This is a genomic window from Paraburkholderia sp. JHI869, assembly GCF_038900775.1.
Taxonomy (GTDB): domain Bacteria; phylum Pseudomonadota; class Gammaproteobacteria; order Burkholderiales; family Burkholderiaceae; genus Paraburkholderia.
In genome coordinates this window covers 26,574-49,024 of sequence record NZ_JAYMSC010000051.1, presented here as the reverse complement: position 1 = coordinate 49,024, position 22,451 = coordinate 26,574, and the positions used below count along the sequence as shown (strand labels likewise).

General features: G+C 56.6%; 19 protein-coding genes and 5 pseudogenes. 7 read left to right on the top strand and 17 right to left on the bottom strand.

Annotation, left to right across the window (positions count from 1 at the left end):
- Together VSR72_RS41630 and VSR72_RS41625 are read right to left on the bottom strand one after the other, a co-directional pair.
- Nucleotides 1–156 (bottom strand): annotated as a pseudogene (locus VSR72_RS41630) (IS6 family transposase); the annotation flags it as partial.
- A 1,308-nt stretch (nt 157–1,464) separates the two neighbouring features.
- Nucleotides 1,465–1,593: a hypothetical protein gene (locus VSR72_RS41625; RefSeq protein WP_342958005.1), complete on the bottom strand. Its 129-nt coding sequence runs from the start codon at nt 1,591–1,593 to the stop codon at nt 1,465–1,467.
- A 23-nt stretch (nt 1,594–1,616) separates the two neighbouring features.
- On the opposite strand from VSR72_RS41625, the gene VSR72_RS41620 reads away from it, so the two are divergent.
- From VSR72_RS41620 to VSR72_RS41610, 3 genes and pseudogenes are all read left to right on the top strand, one after another.
- Nucleotides 1,617–2,783 (top strand): porin, encoded by a 1,167-nt coding sequence (locus tag VSR72_RS41620; protein WP_342958004.1) that lies wholly within the window; start codon nt 1,617–1,619, stop codon nt 2,781–2,783.
- A 521-nt stretch (nt 2,784–3,304) separates the two neighbouring features.
- A complete protein-coding gene (locus VSR72_RS41615) occupies nt 3,305–4,597 on the top strand; it encodes a cytochrome P450 (RefSeq protein WP_342958007.1) in 1,293 nt (430 codons plus the stop codon).
- Between the two features lie 230 nt (nt 4,598–4,827).
- Nucleotides 4,828–5,252: pseudogene (locus tag VSR72_RS41610) on the top strand (transposase); the annotation flags it as partial.
- Between the two features lie 47 nt (nt 5,253–5,299).
- Here VSR72_RS41610 and VSR72_RS41605 read toward each other — a convergent pair.
- Both VSR72_RS41605 and VSR72_RS41600 read right to left on the bottom strand, forming a co-directional pair.
- Nucleotides 5,300–6,297 (bottom strand): annotated as a pseudogene (locus tag VSR72_RS41605) (type II secretion system protein GspD); the annotation flags it as partial.
- Between the two features lie 216 nt (nt 6,298–6,513).
- Nucleotides 6,514–7,005: a hypothetical protein gene (locus VSR72_RS41600; RefSeq protein WP_342958003.1), complete on the bottom strand. Its 492-nt coding sequence runs from the start codon at nt 7,003–7,005 to the stop codon at nt 6,514–6,516.
- A gap of 102 nt (nt 7,006–7,107) precedes the next feature.
- On the opposite strand from VSR72_RS41600, the pseudogene VSR72_RS41595 reads away from it, so the two are divergent.
- A pseudogene (locus tag VSR72_RS41595) lies at nt 7,108–7,863 on the top strand (DDE-type integrase/transposase/recombinase); the annotation flags it as partial.
- 12 nt (nt 7,864–7,875) lie between these two features.
- On the opposite strand, the gene VSR72_RS41590 reads toward VSR72_RS41595, so the two are convergent.
- From VSR72_RS41590 to VSR72_RS41535, 12 genes and pseudogenes are all read right to left on the bottom strand, one after another.
- On the bottom strand, nt 7,876–8,784 hold the full coding sequence (locus VSR72_RS41590; RefSeq protein WP_342958008.1) for a hypothetical protein: 909 nt from the start codon (nt 8,782–8,784) through the stop codon (nt 7,876–7,878).
- Between the two features lie 24 nt (nt 8,785–8,808).
- A pseudogene (locus VSR72_RS41585) lies at nt 8,809–8,997 on the bottom strand (zinc ribbon domain-containing protein); the annotation flags it as partial.
- Between the two features lie 105 nt (nt 8,998–9,102).
- Nucleotides 9,103–9,276, bottom strand: coding sequence for a recombinase family protein (locus VSR72_RS41580; protein WP_342958002.1), 174 nt, complete (start codon nt 9,274–9,276; stop codon nt 9,103–9,105).
- Nucleotides 9,277–9,661: 385 nt separating this feature from the next.
- Nucleotides 9,662–9,850 (bottom strand): hypothetical protein, encoded by a 189-nt coding sequence (locus VSR72_RS41575; protein ID WP_342958001.1) that lies wholly within the window; start codon nt 9,848–9,850, stop codon nt 9,662–9,664.
- 163 nt (nt 9,851–10,013) lie between these two features.
- Nucleotides 10,014–10,580, bottom strand: a complete 567-nt coding sequence (locus VSR72_RS41570) for a nitrogen fixation protein NifQ (protein WP_342958000.1) — start codon at nt 10,578–10,580, stop codon at nt 10,014–10,016.
- A gap of 16 nt (nt 10,581–10,596) precedes the next feature.
- Entirely contained in the window at nt 10,597–10,905 is a 309-nt protein-coding gene (fdxB, locus tag VSR72_RS41565; protein ID WP_342957999.1) for a ferredoxin III, nif-specific, read from the bottom strand.
- Between the two features lie 15 nt (nt 10,906–10,920).
- Complete coding sequence (locus VSR72_RS41560; RefSeq protein ID WP_342958006.1) at nt 10,921–11,121, bottom strand: CCE_0567 family metalloprotein; 201 nt, start codon at nt 11,119–11,121, stop codon at nt 10,921–10,923.
- Between the two features lie 73 nt (nt 11,122–11,194).
- On the bottom strand, nt 11,195–11,611 hold the full coding sequence (gene nifX / locus VSR72_RS41555) for a nitrogen fixation protein NifX (protein ID WP_342957998.1): 417 nt from the start codon (nt 11,609–11,611) through the stop codon (nt 11,195–11,197).
- A gap of 56 nt (nt 11,612–11,667) precedes the next feature.
- Nucleotides 11,668–13,023: a nitrogenase iron-molybdenum cofactor biosynthesis protein NifN gene (gene nifN / locus VSR72_RS41550; protein WP_342957997.1), complete on the bottom strand. Its 1,356-nt coding sequence runs from the start codon at nt 13,021–13,023 to the stop codon at nt 11,668–11,670.
- A 22-nt stretch (nt 13,024–13,045) separates the two neighbouring features.
- A complete protein-coding gene (nifE, locus tag VSR72_RS41545) occupies nt 13,046–14,539 on the bottom strand; it encodes a nitrogenase iron-molybdenum cofactor biosynthesis protein NifE (RefSeq protein ID WP_342957996.1) in 1,494 nt (497 codons plus the stop codon).
- A 226-nt stretch (nt 14,540–14,765) separates the two neighbouring features.
- On the bottom strand, nt 14,766–16,412 hold the full coding sequence (nifA, locus tag VSR72_RS41540) for a nif-specific transcriptional activator NifA (protein WP_342957995.1): 1,647 nt from the start codon (nt 16,410–16,412) through the stop codon (nt 14,766–14,768).
- 435 nt (nt 16,413–16,847) lie between these two features.
- Nucleotides 16,848–17,780: a LysR family transcriptional regulator gene (locus VSR72_RS41535; RefSeq protein WP_342957994.1), complete on the bottom strand. Its 933-nt coding sequence runs from the start codon at nt 17,778–17,780 to the stop codon at nt 16,848–16,850.
- Between the two features lie 458 nt (nt 17,781–18,238).
- On the opposite strand from VSR72_RS41535, the gene VSR72_RS41530 reads away from it, so the two are divergent.
- From VSR72_RS41530 to VSR72_RS41520, 3 genes are read left to right on the top strand one after another with little or no spacing between them, the layout of a single operon-like run.
- A complete protein-coding gene (locus VSR72_RS41530) occupies nt 18,239–18,952 on the top strand; it encodes a hypothetical protein (RefSeq protein WP_342957993.1) in 714 nt (237 codons plus the stop codon).
- Nucleotides 18,949–20,169 (top strand): ATP-grasp domain-containing protein, encoded by a 1,221-nt coding sequence (locus VSR72_RS41525; protein WP_342957992.1) that lies wholly within the window; start codon nt 18,949–18,951, stop codon nt 20,167–20,169. Before VSR72_RS41530 ends, VSR72_RS41525 begins: the two co-directional genes overlap by 4 nt.
- A 14-nt stretch (nt 20,170–20,183) precedes the next feature.
- Nucleotides 20,184–21,491, top strand: a complete 1,308-nt coding sequence (locus tag VSR72_RS41520; protein WP_342957991.1) for a biotin carboxylase — start codon at nt 20,184–20,186, stop codon at nt 21,489–21,491.
- On the opposite strand, the gene VSR72_RS41515 is transcribed toward VSR72_RS41520, so the two are convergent.
- Entirely contained in the window at nt 21,459–22,367 is a 909-nt protein-coding gene (locus VSR72_RS41515) for a LysR family transcriptional regulator (protein ID WP_342957990.1), read from the bottom strand. The genes VSR72_RS41520 and VSR72_RS41515 overlap by 33 nt on opposite strands.
- Between the last annotated feature and the right edge of the window lie 84 nt (nt 22,368–22,451).

The window sequence follows — 22,451 nt, the reverse complement described above, 5'->3', positions numbered from 1 at the left end:
ACGGATCGTCTCATACGTGACCACAACACCACGCTCAAGCAGCAACGCCTCGACGTCGCGCAGGCTCAGGCTGAACCGGAAATACCAGCGAACCGCGCAGCTGATGACGACGGCAGGGAAGCGGTGGCCGTGATAAAGCGGTTTTGCCTTCTTCATTACGTCATTTCTACCGCCCCCTCTCCATCAACCTGACAGAGCCGAATGCGGTCCTGTTTGATCGATAAGCCTTCCTACGTATATGAACTTTCTCAACCTGCTTACCTATTTTCACCAGAACCGTCGTGGACAGCCACAACAATGGCCTTGTTGTCTGCCGTCACGGGGCGGCAAGAGCCCGATCTTCTTCCGAAAACCTTTGCTCGCGCGTTGCGACAGCACCGACTTGCCCCACGCAACAGCCGTGGGTGCCCGACATCACGTGAATTGTATGGCCGTCGCCCTTTAGCCCCGCAGCGATCTCCTCAAGAGCCGCCGCGACGTCCCTTACGTTGCCTTCTCCATGGAACCCCCCAAATTTGCACAGCACCAAGGGTGTCACCGGTAATTTTTGCGAGCTCTGCCATATAAATTTACGAAGGAGATATTGGAAACGCGTTGTGATGCACCGCGTAACATCAGCAAGGTGTCCAACCATTCCTGAGCAGCTAGTGACTCAACGACCATACCTGATCCTACTGATGTAAGACGTGCCGCTCACTACTCTGAATCAATCTTTCAACAGTTGGTGAGCCCACTTGGTTACCGCCCACTGCCCGCGCGAGGTAGAAGTTTGCCTCGTGGGTAGGAGAGACGCAAGACAATTAACATCAAAATAATTAATATGTAGTTCAGCCAGAACAAACTGTGTGGGGCAGCAGTTTTCTTCATGCGGTCCAGTGCAAACATTTCCACTGGCCGCCCTGACCTTGATGTAGCCTGGAGAGCGTCGAGCAGTACGGTAGCGGTCCGAATCGTGAGAATACACGACGACCTCGTCTCCACACCTGCTGCCTTCGGTATGTCAACCCGCAGCACCGGTAGTCTTCGCCGCATGACGGCCGCGCTCGCGAGACGAATTGTTCAGGGCGCCTAGTGAGAAGCCCACTTTTACACGTCTAGTCAAGGACACTGCCGGCCGCAGAATCACACCATTCTCCGTCGCGATCTCTTAAAGCGCTCTGGTGCAAATAGACGGTCCCTCAGCCCATGTCAATTGTCGCGTATTGACAGAATGCTTACAAACGAAACGACGACTGTCGCACGTCGGCGGTCCGCACAACAACCTACATTGGATACCAATCCGCCTGACAGCGTCGCACTGTGCCTGATGGCTCCTTGAGCCGACTAATCTAAGTCGGCACGATTGGTGCTCTGGAAATATGAAGCGATTTCGCGATCACGCCGTATGACGTCTCGGGCGTCACACGGTAAAGCCTAAGTTGCACCGATACGCTCTCCAAAAAAATGCAAAAGCAAATGCACATATCAACGATACAACGGCTTTTTCTGCTGCAGCGCTTTATTGGAACGAACGAGCTTCGGCGCAATCGTGGCAACACGTCGCAGCGCCGTGCATAACGACGTCGTCGAGTGAAACAAGAGCTTGTCACTCATGCGCTCCTTTGGGAAATCAAATTATGCGTCGTTGGGAAAGGTCGATATCTGTAGCCGTATTTGGTGCGTCATCCTTGGCTCAAGCACAAAGTACTGTGAATCTGTATGGCGTTCTCGACGAAGGCATCATGTACCAAAGCAACGTTGCTGATGGCAAGAGAATTTCGCTTGACTCGCTTAGCGGTCTCATAGGAAGTCGATGGGGCATGACCGGTGACGAGGACCTCGGCAGCACTCTACATGCGACTTTCACACTTGAGTCAGGCATAAACCTAAATCAAGGTCAGGCTGGTCAGGGCGGCCTGCCATTTGGTCGTCAAGCCTTCATCGGTATCAAAAGCGACAACTGGGGCGGCCTGACATTTGGACGGCAATACGACATGATCTTCTACTTTCCCGAGCCGCTCACTGCCGAAGCGCTGGTCGGAGGCGCACCTGCGGGACACCCAGGGGATCTGGACAATGCGTCCAACACTGTTCGACTGAATAATTCTGTCCGATACATGATCCCTGACATCTACGGCGCGAGCTTCGGAATTGAGTACAGTTTGGGTGGTGTTCCCGGTAACTTCACATCTACCAGTGGTTATTCTGTAGGCGCAGGTTACGCAAACGGACCATTGAAACTGGGGGCAGCATTCGAGTATTTTAAGAACCCAACCGCAGCGCCAGGCACAGGGTTTTTCACTGCCTATTTGAATGGGATCTCTACTCTTCAAGGTGCTATCAACGGTGGATATGCCTCTTCCCGAGCGTACCAGTCGGTAGTCGTAGGATCCAACTACACGATCGGCCAGGCCATCGTGGCAGCATCGTTCTCCAATGTTCAATACGCAAATCTCGGCCTGTCTCATCTGTACGGAACAGTTATATTCAACAACTTCGATGTCGGAATAATGTATCGCTTTAGCCCAGCGTGGACAGTCGCTGCATCATACGACTACTTGCTGTCGAATGGCATTCCAGACGTTGCGGGACGCATACTCGGAAACCAGCACTTCAACCAGGTAACGATTTCAACAGACTACTTTCTATCCACGCGCACCGACGTCTATTTTGGAATCGGTTGGCAACAAGCATCTGGAACATCGTCCCTTGGAGCCCCCGCTCTTGCCAGAATCGCCAATTTGGGCGATTCATCCAGCAATCGCCAGATCCTTGCTCGCGCCGCGATCCGTCAAAAGTTCTGACTAGAGGCTAAACATGCCGGGATGCGACGACTCACAGCGCCGATCCCAATCATCCAAATCACCTGGCTGACACGGCCAACGTTGGCGAGTCCCGCCCCCAACTTTCGATGCACAACGGATCTTTGTAATCTGATCAACATCCTGGCCGCGTTGCCTCTCATTGGTTAAATTGGCCAAAACCATCACACCAATTTCTGCCCTTGAACTTCGACAGGTTGCTACGACTCATGCATTAATTTGAATACGTTCCGCCGTCTATCCGCAATATCATCGAATCAACGAAAAATGTTGATCTTGAATAAGTACTACTTGAAAAATTATAATACTATGATTGAACGCGCCAGACGGAAATCACCACACTAAGCACCACTCGCGTGGGAGCCCACGTCTACGACAAAGTTCAATCGATCGGCAAACATAGACTGAAAGAGGATCTCTACGTCAACGACTGGATCATCGCTCGCGCGCGTAGATGCCTGTTGGGTGCCCGTGCGTCCACTAACAAACCTCACCTGGAATTCATCAGAATGCAAAAATACGACCTCCCAAAAGAAGTATCGAATCGAATCGTCGATCCGAAGTCCCACACGGACATCGATGGTCTCCATGAAATCTACACTTGGGCACGCGCAAACAACCCTGTCGGGAGAGCAACTGCTGACGGGCATGACCCGTTTTGGGTGGTTACCAAACACGCCGACGTCTCTATGATCTCACGGAACAATACTCTATTTCACAATGGAGATTATTCTGTCGTGTGTCGACCTAAAGCATCGATAGAGCATATTATGTCCGCCACCGGTTCGCCGAACATTGTTCGATCGCTCGTGCATATCGACGGCGAAGAACACAAAAGTCTACGCGCGCTGACTCAATCCTGGTTCATGCCGAACAGTATTCTCCAGCTTGAAGACCGTATTAGATCGCTAGCACGTACGATGGTCGTGAAGCTACAGCAACACAACGGGGAGGTTATCGATTTTTCAGGTGCATTCGCGTCGCAGTACCCACTGAACGTAATCATGGATATTCTCGGTGTCCCTCAGGAGGATTTCCCTCGCATACTTGCACTGACTTACGAGATGTTCGGGAGTGAGGACGCCGAATACACACGCGAGACGCAGCGCCCAGGCGACGCGAGCAGTGCGACGGGCAAGGTGCTCCTGTCTGTAGTAGACGACTTCAGAGAATACTTTGAAAGCTTGAACGAAGCCCGCCGGAAGGACCCGCGCAATGACGTCGCGAGTTTGCTAGCCAACGCGGTCATCAATGGGCAGCCTATCGATGACGTAACCCGCCTCGGCTATTATGTGATTATCGCTGCCGCAGGGCATCATACAGTGTCGTCGTCCACGTCGGTCGCAATGTGGGCGTTGTGCCGCTTTACGGAGTTGCTACCACAGCTTCAGGCAAATCGATTGCTCATTCCAAAGTTTATCGATGAATGTCTTCGATTCGCATCACCGGTTCATCATTTCATGCGTACGGCGACTGCGGATACTAACATCCGAGGCCGCAAAATTTGCAAGGGAGATTGGCTGATGTTGTGCTATGGCTCGGCGAATCGCGATGAGGAAGTCTTCCCTTCGCCATTCACATTCAATATTGATCGCAGACCAAACCCACATATCGCATTCGGTGTCGGCGCCCACGTATGCCTTGGTCAACATCTCGCGCACATGGAGATGCGGATTCTGTTCGAAGAGCTGATTCCGAGATTGCAACGCGCCGAGCTAATGGGTGAAATCGAATGCATGGAGTCAAACTTCGTTTGTGGACCAAAACACCTTCCCGTTCGCTGCATGTTGCAATAACACAACCCGCGATATCCGGATGCACGATGCAGCTAGCCGTGTATCGAACAGGCACGTCAACAATAGGGGTGGCATCAGAGCCCCGAGCAGTCACCAGCACCATGGATCTCGACAAAAAGCTCATGCGTTACATAGGCCAATTCAACAAGCAGGCGCTTCCATTGAAAGTACTCCAATCCATCGCGGCGAATCCGGTGCAATTCATCCGGGTCAACGGACTAGTTCCGTAACAACGCGACGAAATCGCCGCCGATGTTAAGCAGTTGGTTGTTACCACTTCTTTTGCCAGTCCTGACCAAAATGCCGGGAGTCGGAGGCAGAACCGCCGCCAGACCCTCACCGAGGCCTTGCACTAACCCTTCAATTCGGCAGGTCACGTGGCGACCTACGCTGGCGTCGCACCAGTTCCCTGGCTTTCAGGCTCATCTATCCGAGCCGAGCAACCGTCCAAGCGCTGCAACAACGTGCTCGGCGACTTGCTTCAATCGACCGTCGTGGTCTTTGAGACCTATCTCACGGCCTCTCTACGCACGCAAAGTCCAGCAGTCCATGCGACAAAACCAAGCGCTCATTGCACTGGCACGGCGACGCTACGACGTCCTGTTCGCCATGCGACGGGACCTTTTCCGAACACAAGTCAGCCCCTAACGCTTGATGAACCGCATAGGGGCATCCCAACATGACAATCAAGACATCGATCCACTGGCGACGCATCTTGTCGAGATCGAACAGATTCAGGATTGACCCGCCCTGACTTGGGCCTACCGGCTTCTGCGGCACGACCGGGTCGTCGTCGTCCTTCATCAGGTTGTTGTCCTGACGATACGCGCCCTGCACACCTTGAATATAGTCGTAGCGGTTCGACGTGACAGCCTGCGCCTTATCGCGATCGTCGATGATGACCGGACGCAGGAATATCATCAGATTCGTCTTTTCGCGGCTCTTCTGCTCCGAACGGAACAGATGGCCGATCCACGGCACGTCGCCTAGCAGCGGCACCTTGCTGTTGCCGTTCACGCAATTATCTTCTATCAGGCCCGCCGAGCACGATGATCTCGCCATCATCGGCCAGCACCGTCGACTGCACCGAGCGCTTGCTGATCGTCACGCCGCCCTGATTGTTCGTCGAGGCCGAATCGACGGACGAAGCTTCCGAATAAGATTTGCAGCTTTATGGTGCCCCCGTCGGTGATCTGCGGCTTCACGTGCAACACGATCCCGACATCCTGTCGATCGAACGTGTTGAATGCGGTCACGGACGTTCCAGCATTCGCGGTCGGCGTGGCGTATGAACCGGTCACTACACGCACGTTCGAGCCCACGACGATCTTCGCCTCTTCGTTATTGAGCGCGATGAGGTTAGGTGTCGATAGGACGTTCGCGTCGCTCGACTGCGATAGCGCCTGCAACAGGGCACCGAGACCGAACACGTCGCCGAAGCGGTGCAGGAGGCCTACGTTCAGGCCGTTGTCCAGCAGGTCCGTGCCCTTCGTCGCGAGCGCTGCGGCCGGGTCGTTCGCGATGATCGCCCCCTGCGCAGTCAGGTTCACGATGCCCTGGCTGCCGTTGGAATTGAAGTTGGAGTTGCCGTAGAGACCGTTGTTTCCGCCATGCGACAGCAGCACCCCCTGCCACTGGATGCCGAGGTTCGCGTTTGTCGTCGCCGACAGTTCGACGATTAGCGCCTCGATATATATTTGTGGACCGCTGCGAACCTCCTGCTGCTGCTGTGACTCGAGCGCCCTGATCTGCCTGGTAGCGAGCAACAGCCGTTCGAATTCGCGTTCGATCTCGGCGCACAGGGCTGGCAACAGCTGTGTGGTGTGCTGCGCCCACGCGCGGCCACCGATTCGCTCGGGCCGCAGGTTGTGGAGTACCAGCAGCGAGCGGATGCGGTTGCTATGGGCAGTGCGCTCCTACCGCAGGCGATCGAGTTCACGGTGTACCCGCCGCTCATCTTCCTGTTCGGGGATGGGGATACGTGCGACCGCCCAAACCCGGCGCTCACCACCGTAGTAACACATCAGCATTGACAGCAGCTTGTCGCTGTCGAGACGGTCGGTCTTGGCGCGACGTCTGCGCCGGTTCACTTCGATACTGGCTGAATCCACCACCAGGTTCGTGATCTCATGTGCTTCCAGGCAGCGGCGCAGCCAGAAACCGTTACGCCCGGCTTCATAACAGCTGCGCACCGGGGCATCGATGGTCAGATGACAGCGCGCTTTGGCCTTTGAAATCGCCGTGAAGACTGCGGCCGTATCGCCAGCGGCCACTGTGCAGCGGCTCGGCGAGCGCACCCCACCGCCCAGCGAGAGCTTCCAGCTCCTGTCACCCAGTTCAAAGGCGACATACAGCGATCCGGTGATGGTTGTATCCTGCCCATGAAGGGCCGTGCGAGGCGCATTCATTTGCGTACTCCTCTCGGGAAAACGGGTGTTGGAATCTCCGTTTTACTCCAGGAGGCTTACTTCCGCGGCCCCTCCATAGTATCTAGTCACTACGTGGAACCCATCGAAATTCTGACCGAGCCGGAGCGCCGTCGTCGGCGCACTGCGCAGGCAAAAATCGCCATCGTGCAGGAAACACTGGAGCCGGGAGTATCCGTGTCGGTGGTGGCACGCCGGCACGGCGTGAATGCCAACCAGATGTTCGGGTGGCGCAAACAATACCAAGAAGGTAGTCTGGCGGCAGTGAAGGCAGGTGAATCTGTTGTGCCCGCATCTGAACTAGCTGCCGCCATCAAGGAAATCAAGGCCCACGTAGCGCACCTCCCCACTTACGGCTACGGACGTATCTGTGCACTGCTCCGCCGTAGTCGAGAACAGACCAGCGCGCCGTGCATCAATCACAAGCGCGTGTATCGGGTTATGAGTGAGCACCAGTTGCTGCTGCGTCGCCCCGGCGTGCGGCGAGACAGTCGGCGGCATGACGGTCGCGTTGCCGTTGACTGTAGCAACATCCGCTGGTGCTCCGATGGCTTTGAGTTCCGGTGCGACGATGGCATGCCGCTGCGCGTCACGTTCGCGCTGGACTGCTGCGACCGGGAAACGATTAGCTGCGCGGCGGCGACCGGTGGCCATAGCGGTGATGTGGTGCGCGACATGATGTTGGCCGCCGTCGAACAGCGCTTCGGCACCACGCAGGCTACACAGCCCACCGAATGGCTGTCGGACAACGGCTCGGCCTACATCGACCACCGCACACGCAGCTTCGCTCGTGAACTCGGACTTGAGCCGCTGACCACGCCGGCCCGTTCGCCGCAGAGCAAGGAGTAGGCTTCACATTGCACCTTGTCCGGTAGCTTGACCGGTTATAAAGGTTGGTTGTGTTGCTTTGCGTCCGCCTGTGCCCCTCACAAGCACGACGTCGCCGAGGGGTTCGTACAGGCACCGATGATCGTGCCCGTAAATCTGGCGCCTTAGAAGCCCTTGCCGTCCCCATTGATGAACGGTTGTCTGGCTAACTTCGAGCTGCGCAGCGAGTTCTGCACCGGTAAGCAGGCCGCGCGAGCGCAGTCGCTCAAATCGGCTCGGAAGCCTGTACGTCGTCCGAACCAATGCGACCTTCCTCGCAGTGAATGCCTGATGTTGCCAGTTCGTATGCCCGAGTTCATTGAGTCGCGTAGCGACCTCCTGATCGGTACAGGTCTCCAGAAGCTCATCGATGACCGACACGACAGCCGGTTGTGTCTTGCGAACAAGTGCCATCGGTTTGGGTTTGTCGACTTCGAGTGACGTCGTGCGGCCTCCCCGGAAACGCACGTGAATCGAGATCCTCTCCGACTTTACCAGAGTAACGTCTTCAATCAGGAGTCCGAGGATACGCTTGCGTTCGACAGATTCAACACGGCTGTCGTTCCATATGTTGGCGAAGTCATCCGAGAGAGCACGGATACGAGTGCGGGCCTCATCGCCGAGTAGTTTCTGGTCTGACTGTCGTAAGCGATCATGTTCTTGCTGTAGTGCGTCGAGCCGACGCAGTCGGTCGTTCCAGTCGGCCTCAAGCGTATCGGCAACCATCCGGTTTGCGGGATCGACATTCATATAACGACGGCGGGCGAGTTCTGCTTCGTAACGCGCGCGCTCCAGTTGTTTCAGACGCATGGATTTGGCTTGCTCGATACGCCCGGCGATCTCGTCTTCGACTGCGAGCGCTACTTCGATGGCGGCCGGTCGAACCATCTCCATGAGTAATGGACCAATGACATCATCGATTGCGCGCCCCCGTACCGACTGGCACGGCTTACCCGCATCGTGAGCGGCGACGTCGTGACATACGTAGTATGGTTCCAGTCTTCCGCTGACCCTCTGATAGCGCACACGCATGCGATTGCCGCATCGGCCGCAAATGACGCGCCCCTGTATCAGCCCGTCTCCCTCCCGAGGGAACGTCCCTCGCACGAGTTCCGAACCAAAGCCGTTTGCACTTTGCCTTAGCGTCACCTGGTTACGCTCGATTTCGTCCCAGTCGATATAGCCGACGTGAGCGTCGCGTATTAGAACCTGTCAGTCGGATTGCGCGACCCTCAGTTGCGTACTCGTCAGGTCGGCCTTGCGTCCAGTCCTTGTGCGACCGTAAACAAACGCGCCAGCGTATCGGGGATTGTGGAGGATTTGCAGCACGTGCGACGTGTTCAGCGCTCCCCAATGTAGATGCCCATCGATGGGTAAAGTGCTCAAGCGCGTCCGCCCCCCCAACTCAACGAACCGCGACGGCTTGGAGTTTTGCGATGTTGAGCGGTAAGCGCTCAATTAAATGGCAGCGGGTTAGCGGCAATTCGGTGACCACGTGCACGAGGTAGGCGTGTCGATGAACGTTGCGATCTCAGCATACGAGCACGACTCCGCCCACGGATCAGCTACCTGCGCTTAATCTAGATACGATCGCCGCGCGCTCCTGCCTATCCGGTTCCCGGTGAACATCGAACTGCTGAGCCAGTACGGCCAGCGCGCCTTTGCATCGAACGGCGGCCAACACCAACCTCTTCCCTAAGCCGTTGATGAATGCGCGAGCCATTTTTGTCAGCGCACTGGTTTCCCGTCAGCATTTGCGAATGCCCAATAATCAGTCGATCGCGCCGCCGCGTGAACTCCAGCCCCCCCCGCCGGGCCACCAATGGAGGGTAAAACTCTCTAAAGGGTTTTCCGCCTCCTGCCACGTGCATTCCTTATCCGAAGCAGCAGCCAGCACCGCCGCCCCCACCAGCGCGGCGGCCATCAGAGCACCACAGAGCACCCTCTTTAGCTTCTTCATAACTGCCCCTGTCGTCCAACGTTAATATTCCTAATCGTCTTCGTTTCATATCACTCGCCGTACTGCCCACCATATCACATACATTACGTGACTCTTCCTGTCACTGACAGGATAACGAAACAAATATATCTATGTTAATCGAAGTCGCCACTGATCCGAACATTCATTCCGGCCCAAAGCAACTGGAATATTCCGCACAGTCCCCACAGCTTGAGGCCCGGCAGGCGTTCAACGCCTCGCTTCCGCAAAGTTCCTTGTAGAGAAATTTCTTCCACTTCATGCCGTGAACGTTCTTTTCAGCAAGCGCCGGAAACCAGTACTCGAGAAGCGCCGACAATTCGTCGCGCGAAGAAAGGCGTAGCTCCTGCCACAAATGTTTTTTTCCTGCGCAAGCGCAGACCAGCGCGTGAGAAATGCAATTGATCTCGGTCGTTGTGCCTGCCCCCGGATTGGCGTGTGTCTTTAACAACATTACAAGATCGATGTCATGATAAGACGGTCCTAGCTGTGAATCCGCAGCCGACGCGCCAAAGTAAAGACCCAGAGAACTCTCGGCATGGGGGAACCAGCGAGCAAGCAGCCAATGTGTCTCCGCGGCATCCAGTCCTGGGATAGGCAATCTTTCCGTACCGCCTTCGTCGACCGCCGCTGCGAGCACGCCGGCGACCGCCAGCACCGTCAAGTCGTCCGGGTTTGTCGCATGGCACATTAACGCCGCATAGTAATCCATAGGAATCCTCACTTGCTCACAATTGAGCCGCAGCATGTGTGTAGCACCCTTTCGGGCACATCTTCGCACATGCCATACAGCCAACGCAGAGACCTCGATGCGCAATTGTCATGACCTTCTTTTCATGCTCGTCCTCGTCTTCATCGTCATCATCCAGTGGAACATGATCGCCCGCTTCATCGATGCCTAACAGTTGAAGTACGCCGCGAGAACACACCCGGAAGCATCGCCCGCAACCGATGCATTTTTGTTCATCGAGTGAATCAACAAAGTGCGGTATCCAGGCCTCTCCGCTTGGGAGTGTCACACTAAAAAGATGGCTCATTTGGAGGTCCGGAGTTTAATCGGAAGCCGAAGCTGCGGTCTGACGTGCCTGCATCAACGCGGCATGCGCGTCGTGACAGCGTTGCGCGACTACCATTATCTGCTCCCAACCCGTTGGCAGATCTTCTGACAGATCATGCAAATCCATCTTGGCCTGCGTGGCAAACGCGTTGAGCTTTTTCAGGCGCGTCTTAAGTTCCCGAGAATCGTTACTCATCATGTCCTCCTTATCGGACGACGCACTACAGGCGTCACTGGCAGCAAGAACCGTCATACTACGGAGATCGGGTTTAGCCAGGCGGCGGTTCATCGTCCCCTGCAAAATCGTACGATCTGCCACGTTCCCTGGCGAGCTTCTTGCGCAACCACGGAGGCGGCGTGCCTTTCAGAACCCTGTTCAGCTTGTTTAGAATGTCTTCGATCGGCAATGGCTGCGAAACTTTCACTGGATGGATCTTAAGTGCTACTACGCGCGCAGCCGCAGTACCGCCTATGGCCGCGACATACAAGATCGCGCAGTCGCGGATCACTTCGAGCTTCGGCGCAAGTTTCTCATCTTCACCGTCCTGCATCAGCTTGTCGCCGAAATCAAAAATCTGTAAAAGTGTATGCCCTTCCGTCGTCACGTCGTAGACGGCAATGCTTTTCGCCCAGCCAAAATGAGCGTCGACGTGCACTTTGTCCTGTGTCGCAAAGGCGATCTTCATGCGCTGGTCTCCTCATCAAGTTCAAGTTACGGCATGTAACACCCTTTCTCTTAAACCTAACCATGAACCGAAACATCAAGACCGCCTGATGATTGCGGCAGTCTCCAGTCGCCGGGATGAGGTTGCGAGATTCTCTCGAACATGAGATTGGCAATCTCGAAAATAAGATTCATTGTGCCGCGATAACCTATCTGGCAACGATGGGCGTTGCCGACGCGGTCAAACACAGGAAAGCCCACGCGCATCAGCGGCTTTCCGAGGCGACCGGCCATCTGCCTGCCGTGCGAATGCGTGATCAGCAGGTCGCAGGTACTCGCGCCTCGTTCCATGTCCTCCAAGTCCCCCAAGATGACTTCGCTTGCTGGCAACAGCGCATGCGATGCCGAAGCAGTGGTACTGATGCAAACAGATAGTTCCGCACCCATTTCACGGAGCAGCGAACCGATCGAAAGCAACATGTCCGGCTCCGCTCCAATCGCCACTTTGAGACCACCCGTATAAAAATGGCTGTCGAGCATCGCATCCAGTAGTTGGCTGCGCTGCCGGCGATACCGGGCCGGGACTGCACGCCCCGAAAGTTCGGCAAGGCGTTGCAAGAACCGGTCGTTCGGCTCCAGCCCCGTTAGCCGCTCGAGGATCTCGAACGGCACGCCGGCAATTGCTTCGAGCGTCTTGGCGGCGTCGCGCGTTTGCTCACCGACGCCAATTGTGAATGACGACGCCCCCGCGGCACGGATCTGATCAATCGTCGTTCCGCCCAGCGTCGTGCCACGCCACGCAGAATCAAGGTGGCCGTCGAGGGAGCCGGAAACATCTGGAAGCACAATCGGCTCCAGCCCGAATGCGCGAATAATCTCGCGAAGCTCGTCGATGTCGCCAGGCGATAGATGACTGCCCGGCACCAGATTGATCTGCTGAGGTACCGTCGGCAACGGCTTCACCAGTGTCTCGACGATCGCGGTCACAGTGCGCCTGTAGCCGTCCTCAAAGGCACCAATATAGTCCGGTGTCGATACGAAGATGAGTTCAGTATCGTCCAGTTCGCGCTTGCGTTTTCGCACCATCGCAAGGTGCCCCTGCACATCTTCGCCGTTCGTCTCAGTCAGGCCAGTCGTGCAGAGCACAATGATCTTAGGCGCCGCGCGCTTGCGAATGTTCAGCAGCGCTGTCTCAACGTTCTCGTATCCGCCGAGAATCGTGGTGACCTCGCTCATCGCCGTTGTTTGCAGCGGAATGGCTTCTTTGAAATGGCGCACCAGTAGTACGAGCGCGAACGACGTACAGCCTTGCGAGCCGTGCATTACCGGCATGCATGCATCAAGCCCCATGGCTGCATACGTCGCGCCGAGCGGTTGACTCATTCTTAGGGGATTAACGGTACAGGCTTTTTCTGACTCGACGACTATCGCCATGATATGTGCCCCACTCCGAAACTCAACTCGATACCGCCGCGCGGAAGTTCCAATCGTATGCCTCACCGTCTGCGCCCCGCGGAATCGGATTGATGTGCGCGTACGACTTAAGAATCCACTCGCGATGCACTTCCCCTTCGTCGTCCCACGGCGCAGGAATACGCACCTGCTGCCAGACTGGGTTCTGGATTGCACGGTCGATCTCCTGCACCAATTTAACAATGCCCTCGTAGCCAGCGTACGGATGGTGTCGCTCCTGATTCACGTCGAGCCACGGCATGCGCGCCTTAAGCGCGACAAACTGCGAGCGCCCGCCAGACAGCATGATGTCCGCCTTCGCATCCCGGAGCATGTTGTACATCTCGCGAGCCGTCAAATTGTCGACCATACGCGTATCATTGCCCATGATCTCCTTGATTCTTTCCTTATCCCCCTCCGTGCTCTTCTTCACACTAGTGCCGACGATCTCGAGCCCGGCCTCCTGCAGCGCCGCGACCACTGACCATGACTTCACGCCGCCCGTGATGAGCAGCACACGTTTGCCATCGAGCCGCTGCCTGTAAGGAGCAACGCGCCCCCATACGCGCGCCTCTTCTGCCTTGATCAGGTGCTCGGTGCGCACGATAAGATCGTCCGCCGCACCCTGCTCCACCAGTAGCCTCGCGACCCCGCGCAGCGCGTCGCTCGTGTCGCCAATTCCGTAGAAGGAACCCTCGAGGTATGGAATACCGTACCGCTTCTGCATATTTGTCGCAACGTTGAGCATGGACTTGGAGCACACCACCATGTTGACCTTCGCGCAGTGTGCGCTCGCGATCTCGCTGTAGCGGCCGTCTCCCGAGATGCAGGACAGGATCCGGATGCCGAGCGCCTCGAACAACGGCTTTATCTGCCACAACTCGCCCGAGAGGTTATATTCACCGATAAGATTGATATCGAATGGTGTCTTGTACGCCGGCTCGCGCGTGCCGATGACGTAATCGAGGATCGTCTCTCCTGCGAGCTTGTTGCCGAAGTTTTTGGATCCTGCGAAGCCGGGCGCATTCACCGGTATGATGGGCTTACCGAACTTTTCCGACGCGTGCTTGCATACGGCGTCTATGTCATCGCCGATCAAAGCGGTCACGCATGTCTGATAGACGAACACGGCGGGCGGATCGTACTTTTCGAAAATTTCACGCAGACTCCTGAAAAGCCGCCTCTCACCGCCGTAAATTACATCGAGTTCATTGATATCGGTTGTGAACGCGGTGCGGTAGAGAGTCGGCCCAGACGATGCCGAATGGCGGTTGTCCCAAGAGTTTCCTTCACATGCAATAGGCCCGTGCACCAAGTGTGCAACGTCGACCACGGGCTGCAATGCGATCCGCGCGCCGTCGAATGCGCATCCGCCAGCGGCCGCCCCCGGCGAAGCCTGCTTCGAACAGCCTTGCTTGCGCTCCTTTTCGCTCTTCGCCAGGTTCTTTGCGCAACCCGGTTCGTTGAAGATCTCGACAGCGCTCGTCTTTAGCCACATCGTAGATGTCCCGACAATAGAAGTCCACGACTACAGGCAAATTGCGTACCACCATCGTAGCCCACGCTAGCGGTCATAGCGGCGCTATGCCGACGCCGGATTTGTCGTCCTTGTTACCTGCGTTGAAGAAGTTGAACCAATCACTACAGTGATGCGACAGGCAAGAACCTGCCGGTAGTCTTCTCGCCCAGTCTCTCCAAATGCATCCGCGCAGCCGCCGCGGCCGTCAGAAGCGGCGCAGCTTGATCCCGTGTTTACGCAGTGCGTAGCCGATCTGCCGCGGCGTGATATGTAGGAGTCGTGCGGCCTTCGCTTGCACCCATCCACAGCGCTCCATTGCCCACACAAGCTGTTCCCGCTCGCTCCCCGGCATGTCGCTACCGTTTGGCGTCTCGAAGCTACCCCCATTCCAATCACCGGCACTTACGCTCGCCAGGGCATTCGGCACTTCACTGTTTGTAGCGTCCAACGTGCGGGCAGCACGCACAGCGTCTTCTCGTTCGATGTAATGTAGTCCTTTGGTGAGGCACCGGCCTCTCTCACACAGAAAGGAAAATCGATCTATCGTGTCGTGATCCGCCATGGTCGCGGTACGCTCAACGCAATTTTCCAGCTCACGCACATTGCCAGGCCAGTAGCAGCTGGAAAGAACCCGAAACGCTTGTTCATTGAAATGCAAAGATCGACGATTGTCGCGGTTAAAGCGATCCAGAAAGTGCTGCGCCATTGCCGGAATGTCCTCACGGCGTTCGCGCAGCGGCGGCAAAAGGATACTCACGACGTTGATGCGGTAGTATAGATCCGCACGAAATTCCCCCGCCTTCACCATTTGTTCGAGGTTGCGGTTCGTGGCAACGATCAGCCTCACGTCGACTCTTACCGGAGTGGTGCCACCCACCCGTTCGAACTCTCGTTCCTGCAAAACTCGCAACAATTTGGCTTGGAACGAAGGCGAGATGTCGCCGATCTCGTCGAGGAAAAGTGTCCCGCCGTGTGCTAGTTCAAAACGCCCTTTGCGTTGATACTGCGCACCGGTAAACGCTCCCTTCTCATGGCCGAACAATTCGCTTTCTAGCAGTGTTTCAGTGAGCGCCGCACAGTTCACTGATATGAACGGCTGGTCCTTGCGGGGCGATAACCCATAAATCGCGCGCGCGATCAGCTCCTTTCCCGTTCCGCTCTCGCCGCGCAAAAGCACCGTCGTCCGCGCGGGCGCTACTTGATGAACTTGCGAAAAGACGCGTTGCATAGGGGCAGATTCTCCGAGCACATTGTCGATCCGATACGAAGTCTGGTCTGCGTTGACCGCTCGTCTCATCTCCTGTCGCGCGGTTTGGTGCATCTGCCCCGACGCACGATCAAGCAGAAGTGCCTGGCCCATCGGCGCCGCGACGACCTTCATGAGTTGGAGGTCGCTAGCAAAGGCGCGCTGTCCGTCCGTGTTCTCGCAGAACGCAACGAGTACGCCGAGCGGCCGCCCTTCATACCTGATCGGCGCCCCGAGCAGTGCCACATGCTCACCTTCCAATTCGTCGAACATATCGATGCTGTTCACGAAGAGTGGTTCATCACGCAGTCTCGCCACCACCACGGCCGAGTCGTTTGTGTGTATTCGCCCCAATACCCCGTCATTGGGCAGGAAACGCAGACGTTCACGCCAGCCCGCTGACAACCCCGTGCCACACAGCCCGCCCAGATGGCCGTCTGGGTCAGCGACCGCAATAAACGCGGAGCGCCATCCACACGCATATGAGAGGTAATGCAAAGATCTCTCCAACGTTCTTTCGGTATCTCGTGACGAGGTCAACGTCTTTACTACTTCGTAGACCACATCAAAATTGAGATGACTCTCATTGACATCGAGATGCGACATAGGTCTGAACTCCGGAAATTGCACGTTAGCGCCGCGGGACCCGAGTCCCAACACAATGAATGACGGCGCTACATTTGCGCAAGCCACGGCGAATTCTTGCCGCAACGGGCACGAAAGCCGACAAAGCAGACAGAGACGACACAATCGCAGTCGCGGTGTCAGAAATACGACAAAAACACGAGGTATCTTTGTGCGCAGATGGTATGCTACCGGAAAAAAGCGTAGGTTTTACGACAAATTTAGATTTGTGCGGCAGTCTATGTTTATAGGTATGAGTCGCACTTGATTTGTGGGGAAATAGCATGACTGCGCGTGAATTAGAAAATACGCTTCACGTAGCGTTAATGCTGGATTCAAAAGACAGGACGTTATCGTCTGAACCTCCTTTTGGCGCGCCGAAGTTCGGCCCTTCGACGCGTTTGCCTCAGAGGCTCATTAGTTTGAAGCACGCAATGGCAAGCCTGCTGACGCTCCGTCGTGTGCACCGTCTCCAAGAGTACTCAGTTGCAGCGAACGAAAGAGAAAACGCTGAAGTGCGTTGGCCGCAGACGAGCGGTCTTCTAATCGCCCAGGACTAAAGAGACCGAATTCCGCCACCGGCGGCAGCGGCAACCCTACTGCGCTGGGATCGATCGCACGCATCGTATCACGGCGCACCTGCCAATCCAGAAGTAGCGCAACGCCGAGCCCAGCTTCAACGGCTGACTGAACCGCAGAGAGGCTCGTGCTTTTGCAGGCAACGCGCCAAGCGATACCTGCTTCAATCAACGTGGCAAAATAGCTCTCCTGCCACCTGCATGCACCGGCGAATGCAACAATCGACAGCGGACCGTCTCCGAGATCATCATTGCGCGTGCGCGCAGCCGCCCAGCGAAGGGGATGTCGCCAGGTGACTAGCGGTTCCGCGGGGATCTGGGCTGGATCACCAATCGCGAAATCGAGTGTGTTGCTCATGAGCCGCTGCGATAAGGCCGGACTCGCATCAACGACGATCTCCAGGGCTACATCAGGAAACAACGTCGAAAATTGCCGCAGTGCATGGCGGAGGTGACTCATTGCGATGTCCTCGGGAAGTCCAATTTTCACGGTACCCACAACTTCACCCGAAGTAAGGGCGGAACGCGCCGCAAGGCCAATTTCGAGCAGCTTGTGTGCATACGGCAACAGAACATTGCCCGCAGAGGTCGGCTTCACGCCGCGCGGTGAACGCTCAAGGAGGCGCTGGCCGACTTCGTCTTCGAGCCGCCGAAGGGCCATGCTGACGGCAGCCTGTGTACGATGCAGCTCCATGGCAGCATTGCTCACACTGCCGGCTTCCACTACCGTCACGAACGTACGCAGTAGTGCGCTGTCGAGATCGCGAATCATCAATTTCCCTCATGTAAACATAAACATTATCAGCTTATACCACGCATACCGCTGCAGTTAGTATCCTTCCGTCGCCCACGTCGAGAAGCATGGGTGAGCAAAAAAACGAATGAGAATGAAGCCTAGATACCTGTTGCAAAAAGCATTCGCTGTGTTTAAGCAAACGATTGGGTCAGTTGTCGGTTGACAGCAATCATTTCGATGCGATGGCGTTTGCCAAAGCAGACCGCTCTGCAAGGAGTGACCCAATTTGAGGCCGCCCGTGAGCGGTCGGCCTTCAACGCCCTCTCGTTGCATGGCGACCGGTGCGCTGCTTCGAGGCAAAGCGTGGGACTTTCGCAATCCGAGGGAACCACCATTGCTTCGTGCGACGAGCAGTTCGTGTCTCCGGTTCATTCGCCGCCGACCCGCAACCCAGCGCGCCGCGTTCGCTCCTTCTCATCTTATCTGGAGATCACATGAATACACCCAACGATCGGGTTCGCTTCGAGGAGCTTGCCAAGCACGCCATGGACCAGGCACTCGCAATTTCGCCGGAAACCGCTTCGTTCCACTGCGGCGACTGGATCGACAGTGAGTACTATCGCCGCCATCTCGTCGAAACCGTGTTGCGCATCCGGCTCAATAACGAGGTGGGCGCATTCGCGCTTTACAAAATAGGCTGCCAGGATAACTCGCTCGCGCAGATGCTGGCGCAGCACCTCGCACAAGAATATGGGCAAGAATGCCTTCTTCTGCATGACCTCGAGAGGTTCGGCCTGACTGCAGCAAGCGTGGACAGCATTAGACCATTCAATAGCACAGACAAGCTAATCGGATATCTCTACCTCAGCATTGTCCGCGACGGCCCGCTCCCTACGATGCTCTTGAACTGGTTGCAGGCATGGTATTCGGGCCGCTACAACAAGGTCATCGCGGAATCAGCCGCGCGCGCATTCGGGCACGATCACGTAAAGGGTACACTCCGCCACATTGAGTACGCCGAATCGCGCAGCCTGGAAGACTCCACATGGATCGCTCTGAAGCTCGCGATCGGCGGCTGGGGCGGAATGGGGAAAGCAGAAATCTATTTGAACAACTTTGTCGAAATGATTCACGAGTATTTCGAAGAGTTGCGTGTGACGACCCTACCCCGGCCGGAAACCGGCACTGAACAGGCAGCGATCAAATGACCGCCATCATCGTGATTGAGCCGCGCGCGTCCGGGACCGCACTTGTCGCCTCAGCTGTGCGCCTTGGCGTGGCCACCCACGTGTTTTCGGCCAACGGCGATGAGCCCCCCCTGTCACGCGAACCGCAGGCCGCTGCGGTGTCGTACACGATGGTGGACACTGCCTCGCCGAACGCCGTGGCGGTCGCCGCATGCGCCATCGGCGTCGATGCGATCGTACCCGGTTGCGAATACGCAACAGGCGTAGCAGCTGAATCAGCTGCGCTCCTTGGTCTTCCACATTTGCAGCCGGAAGCGGCAGCACTCACGCGTGATAAATACCGCAGCCGCATGCATCTCGCCGCCGCCGGACTGGCGGTTCCTGTGTTCGCCCTCATCGCACATCGTTGCGACGTCATGACAGCCGCTTTACACGTAGGTTTTCCAGCCGTCCTTAAGCCTGTCCGCGGCGGCATGCATGTGACGTACGTCAATTCTCTTTCCCAGTTGCAACTTGCGGTCGAGTGCGCCATGCATCACGGCGTTGTCGATATAGGCCACAAGACCGGCAACGTGTTGCTCCTTGAGCAGTATCTGGAGGGCCCAGAGTACTGCATCGAAGGCTACATCAGCAGCCAGTACGGACCCCGCGTCGTCGCAGTAACCGAAAATCTTTTGGGCGCAGAGCAGAATCTCGCAAAATTGGGCCACTTTGTCGAAGCCTCTTTGAGCGCGGACCAAGGAGCCGCGCTCGTCAATTACGTCGAGCACACCGCGGCGCAGATCGGACTGACCCTCGGTGTTTTCCACGCCAAAGCGCGCATAACACGCGACGGTCCTGTGCTGATCAAGATCGCGGGGTGCCTCGGAGGTGATCGCATCTATCGGCTGATCGAACTCAGCAGGTCAATCTCTCTGCCGGACATAGCGATACGCAGCCACCTCGGCGATCCTGAGCCAGCCCCCGACGCCGATGCAAAACCTGCCCTGTGTGTCAGCGGCGTACGGTTCTTCGCACCGGTAGGCGACGCGGCCGCCGTCGAACGCGTTCGCGCCATACCAAGTTTCCAGGAGGTGGGGGTCCATTCTCATATCGGCGGCTCAGTCCCGCAACGAGCGGCGACGAGCGGCCGTGTCGGCCATGTGTTGTTCATCGCGCCTGATCGCCCGACCCTTGATTTGCGTCTTGCCGAAGCGCTGAGAGCGCTCGGATCCCGCCGCGCCTGTAACGATATCTGAACGGTTTGCCCTTCATGACAACCAACAACCACGCCCCGCGTCGCCGCATAGTCGTGCTTAACCGTTGGTCCGACGGCTTTGCCGCTTACCATCGCTACATCGATCATGCGACGAATAACGTCGCTTACATCTGCACGCCGAACGGCGCGGCTGCGCTCGACACCTCTCAAACCGCGCATGTCGAAGAGCTATCAGACATCCTTGATGAAGATGCGCTGCATAAGGCCATGAGCTCCTGTCAAGCGGCGCTCGGCGGCATCGACAGGCTGATCGCATTGTCCGAATTCGACCTTCTGAAGGCCGCGCGACTGCGCAATTCGTTCAATATTCCTGGCGCTCTTCCAGATACCGTCGTCCGCTTTCGTGACAAGACCGCTATGAAGCATACCGTTGCTGCCGCGGGCCTGCGTGTGCCACGCGTTGCAGCGTTGGAAGATCTGGCCTTTGCGAAAGCAAATTCGTCCCCTGTGATGCGCTTTCCGATCATCGTAAAGCCACGTACCGGCGCGGGAGGCCTAGACGTACCGCGCATCGACACCCGTGCGCGGTTGGATATGTTGTGGCCGACACTACCGCTGGTTGAGTACGAGTGCGAGGAGTACATCGAAGGGCCCGTCTATCACGTTGACGGTTTCGTGCGAGACGACACATGGGTAATTGCGCGCGCGTCCCGCTACATCAACAACCGTCTTCAGTTTGCACAAGGAAAACCCCTAGGCTCGGTGATGCTCGACCCGGGGCCGCTCAATGATGCGGTGCTTGAATTCGCGGCGGCATGCCTGAAAGCGCTCGCCTTGAGTAATGGACCGTTTCATCTCGAGATAATCGGAGCTTGCGACGGATTCTATTTTCTGGAAGTCGGTGCCCGTGTCGGCAGCGGGGAAATTCCCTTTCTTTTCCATGAATTGTACGGCGTTGACCTCTTCGACCTCTGGGTCACTCACCAATCAGGTGACGAAGCGCGGTTCGCTGCACGGGCGCAGGCGGCGTTAATCGCGTCAACCTCGATCACACGCGGTGGATTTCTGATGCTGCCCGAGCCAGTCGGCAAGATATTCGTCGACGCGCAATTGCCGAACGCTATCCCGGGGCTTTACGAAGCTGTCTTCCCGGCGAGACGTCACTTGTTCAGTGGTTCCAGCCACTCGGGCAACATCCTCGCACGCTTCCGCTATCGCGGCGCATCGGAGGAAGAAGTCGACAGGGCAATTCGCGCGACGTTGCGCGATTTCCGCTACACGCTGGCGGAGAGTGTGGGCTCGCCGAATAGCAGTACACATGACATCACGCTAAGCAAGACTTTGCGCCTCCTCCAGCAATAGCTCGCGCATCCAGATACTTGCAGGATCACCGTTATGCAGCGCAGGCCATTGGATAGCCTCAGTAAAAGTGGATAGCGGAAGCGGTACTTCGGCGATCCGCAGAGGAGAGGCTTCCCCGAGATGCCTAGCAAGCCTCAAAGGGATCGTCGCAATGCGACGGGTACCCGTTAGCACCGACGGAATGAGGTGAAAGGTCGGGACGACGACCTCTTCGCGCCGTTTGAGACCGAGATCCAGTAGGAAAAACTCTTCGATCGAAGGCCTGCGTGCCCGCCCGAACCTCACCGTCACGTGTCCCATGGACATATACCGGTCGAGCGGAAGCTGCTCCGACAACTGCTTGTTGGCAGGACAGCCGACACACACAAGCTTCTCGTCGAAGAGCGGCGCTTTCGGGTGAGTATCCGGCAGGAATAGATCGGGCAGAATCAAAAAATCGGCGTCGCCACGCCGCAGCAAATCCCCAGGCTCGTCATCTGGGAAAAGCAATTCGAAACTGACCGCGGGAGCTTCGCGTGCAACGCGCTTAATGACCTTCTGGAAATAGACGAGCGTCATGAAATCAGATAGGCAGACCCTGAACCGGCGATCCGACTTGGCCGGCTGGAAAACGTCGCGCGAGATGATGGAAAGCTGGATATGCGATAGAGCCTCCCGCACCGGTCCGGCAAGCTCTATCGCTCGTGATGTGGGCACGAATTCTCGGCCTCTCATCACGAAGAGGTCGTCGCGAAAATAGTCTCGCAACCGCGACACCGCTGCGCTCATGGCAGGCTGACTCAAATTGATGTCGCGTGCCGCAAGCGTGACGTTACGCTTCGCCATCAATGCGTCCAACGCGACGAGAAGATTCAGATCGAGGCCTTTGAAGCGCATCTTTAATTATCCGCGTTATGGATGACACATATCGAAACAATCGATTGTACAAATTTATTGAGGCACCGCAAAGTTACGGCAATT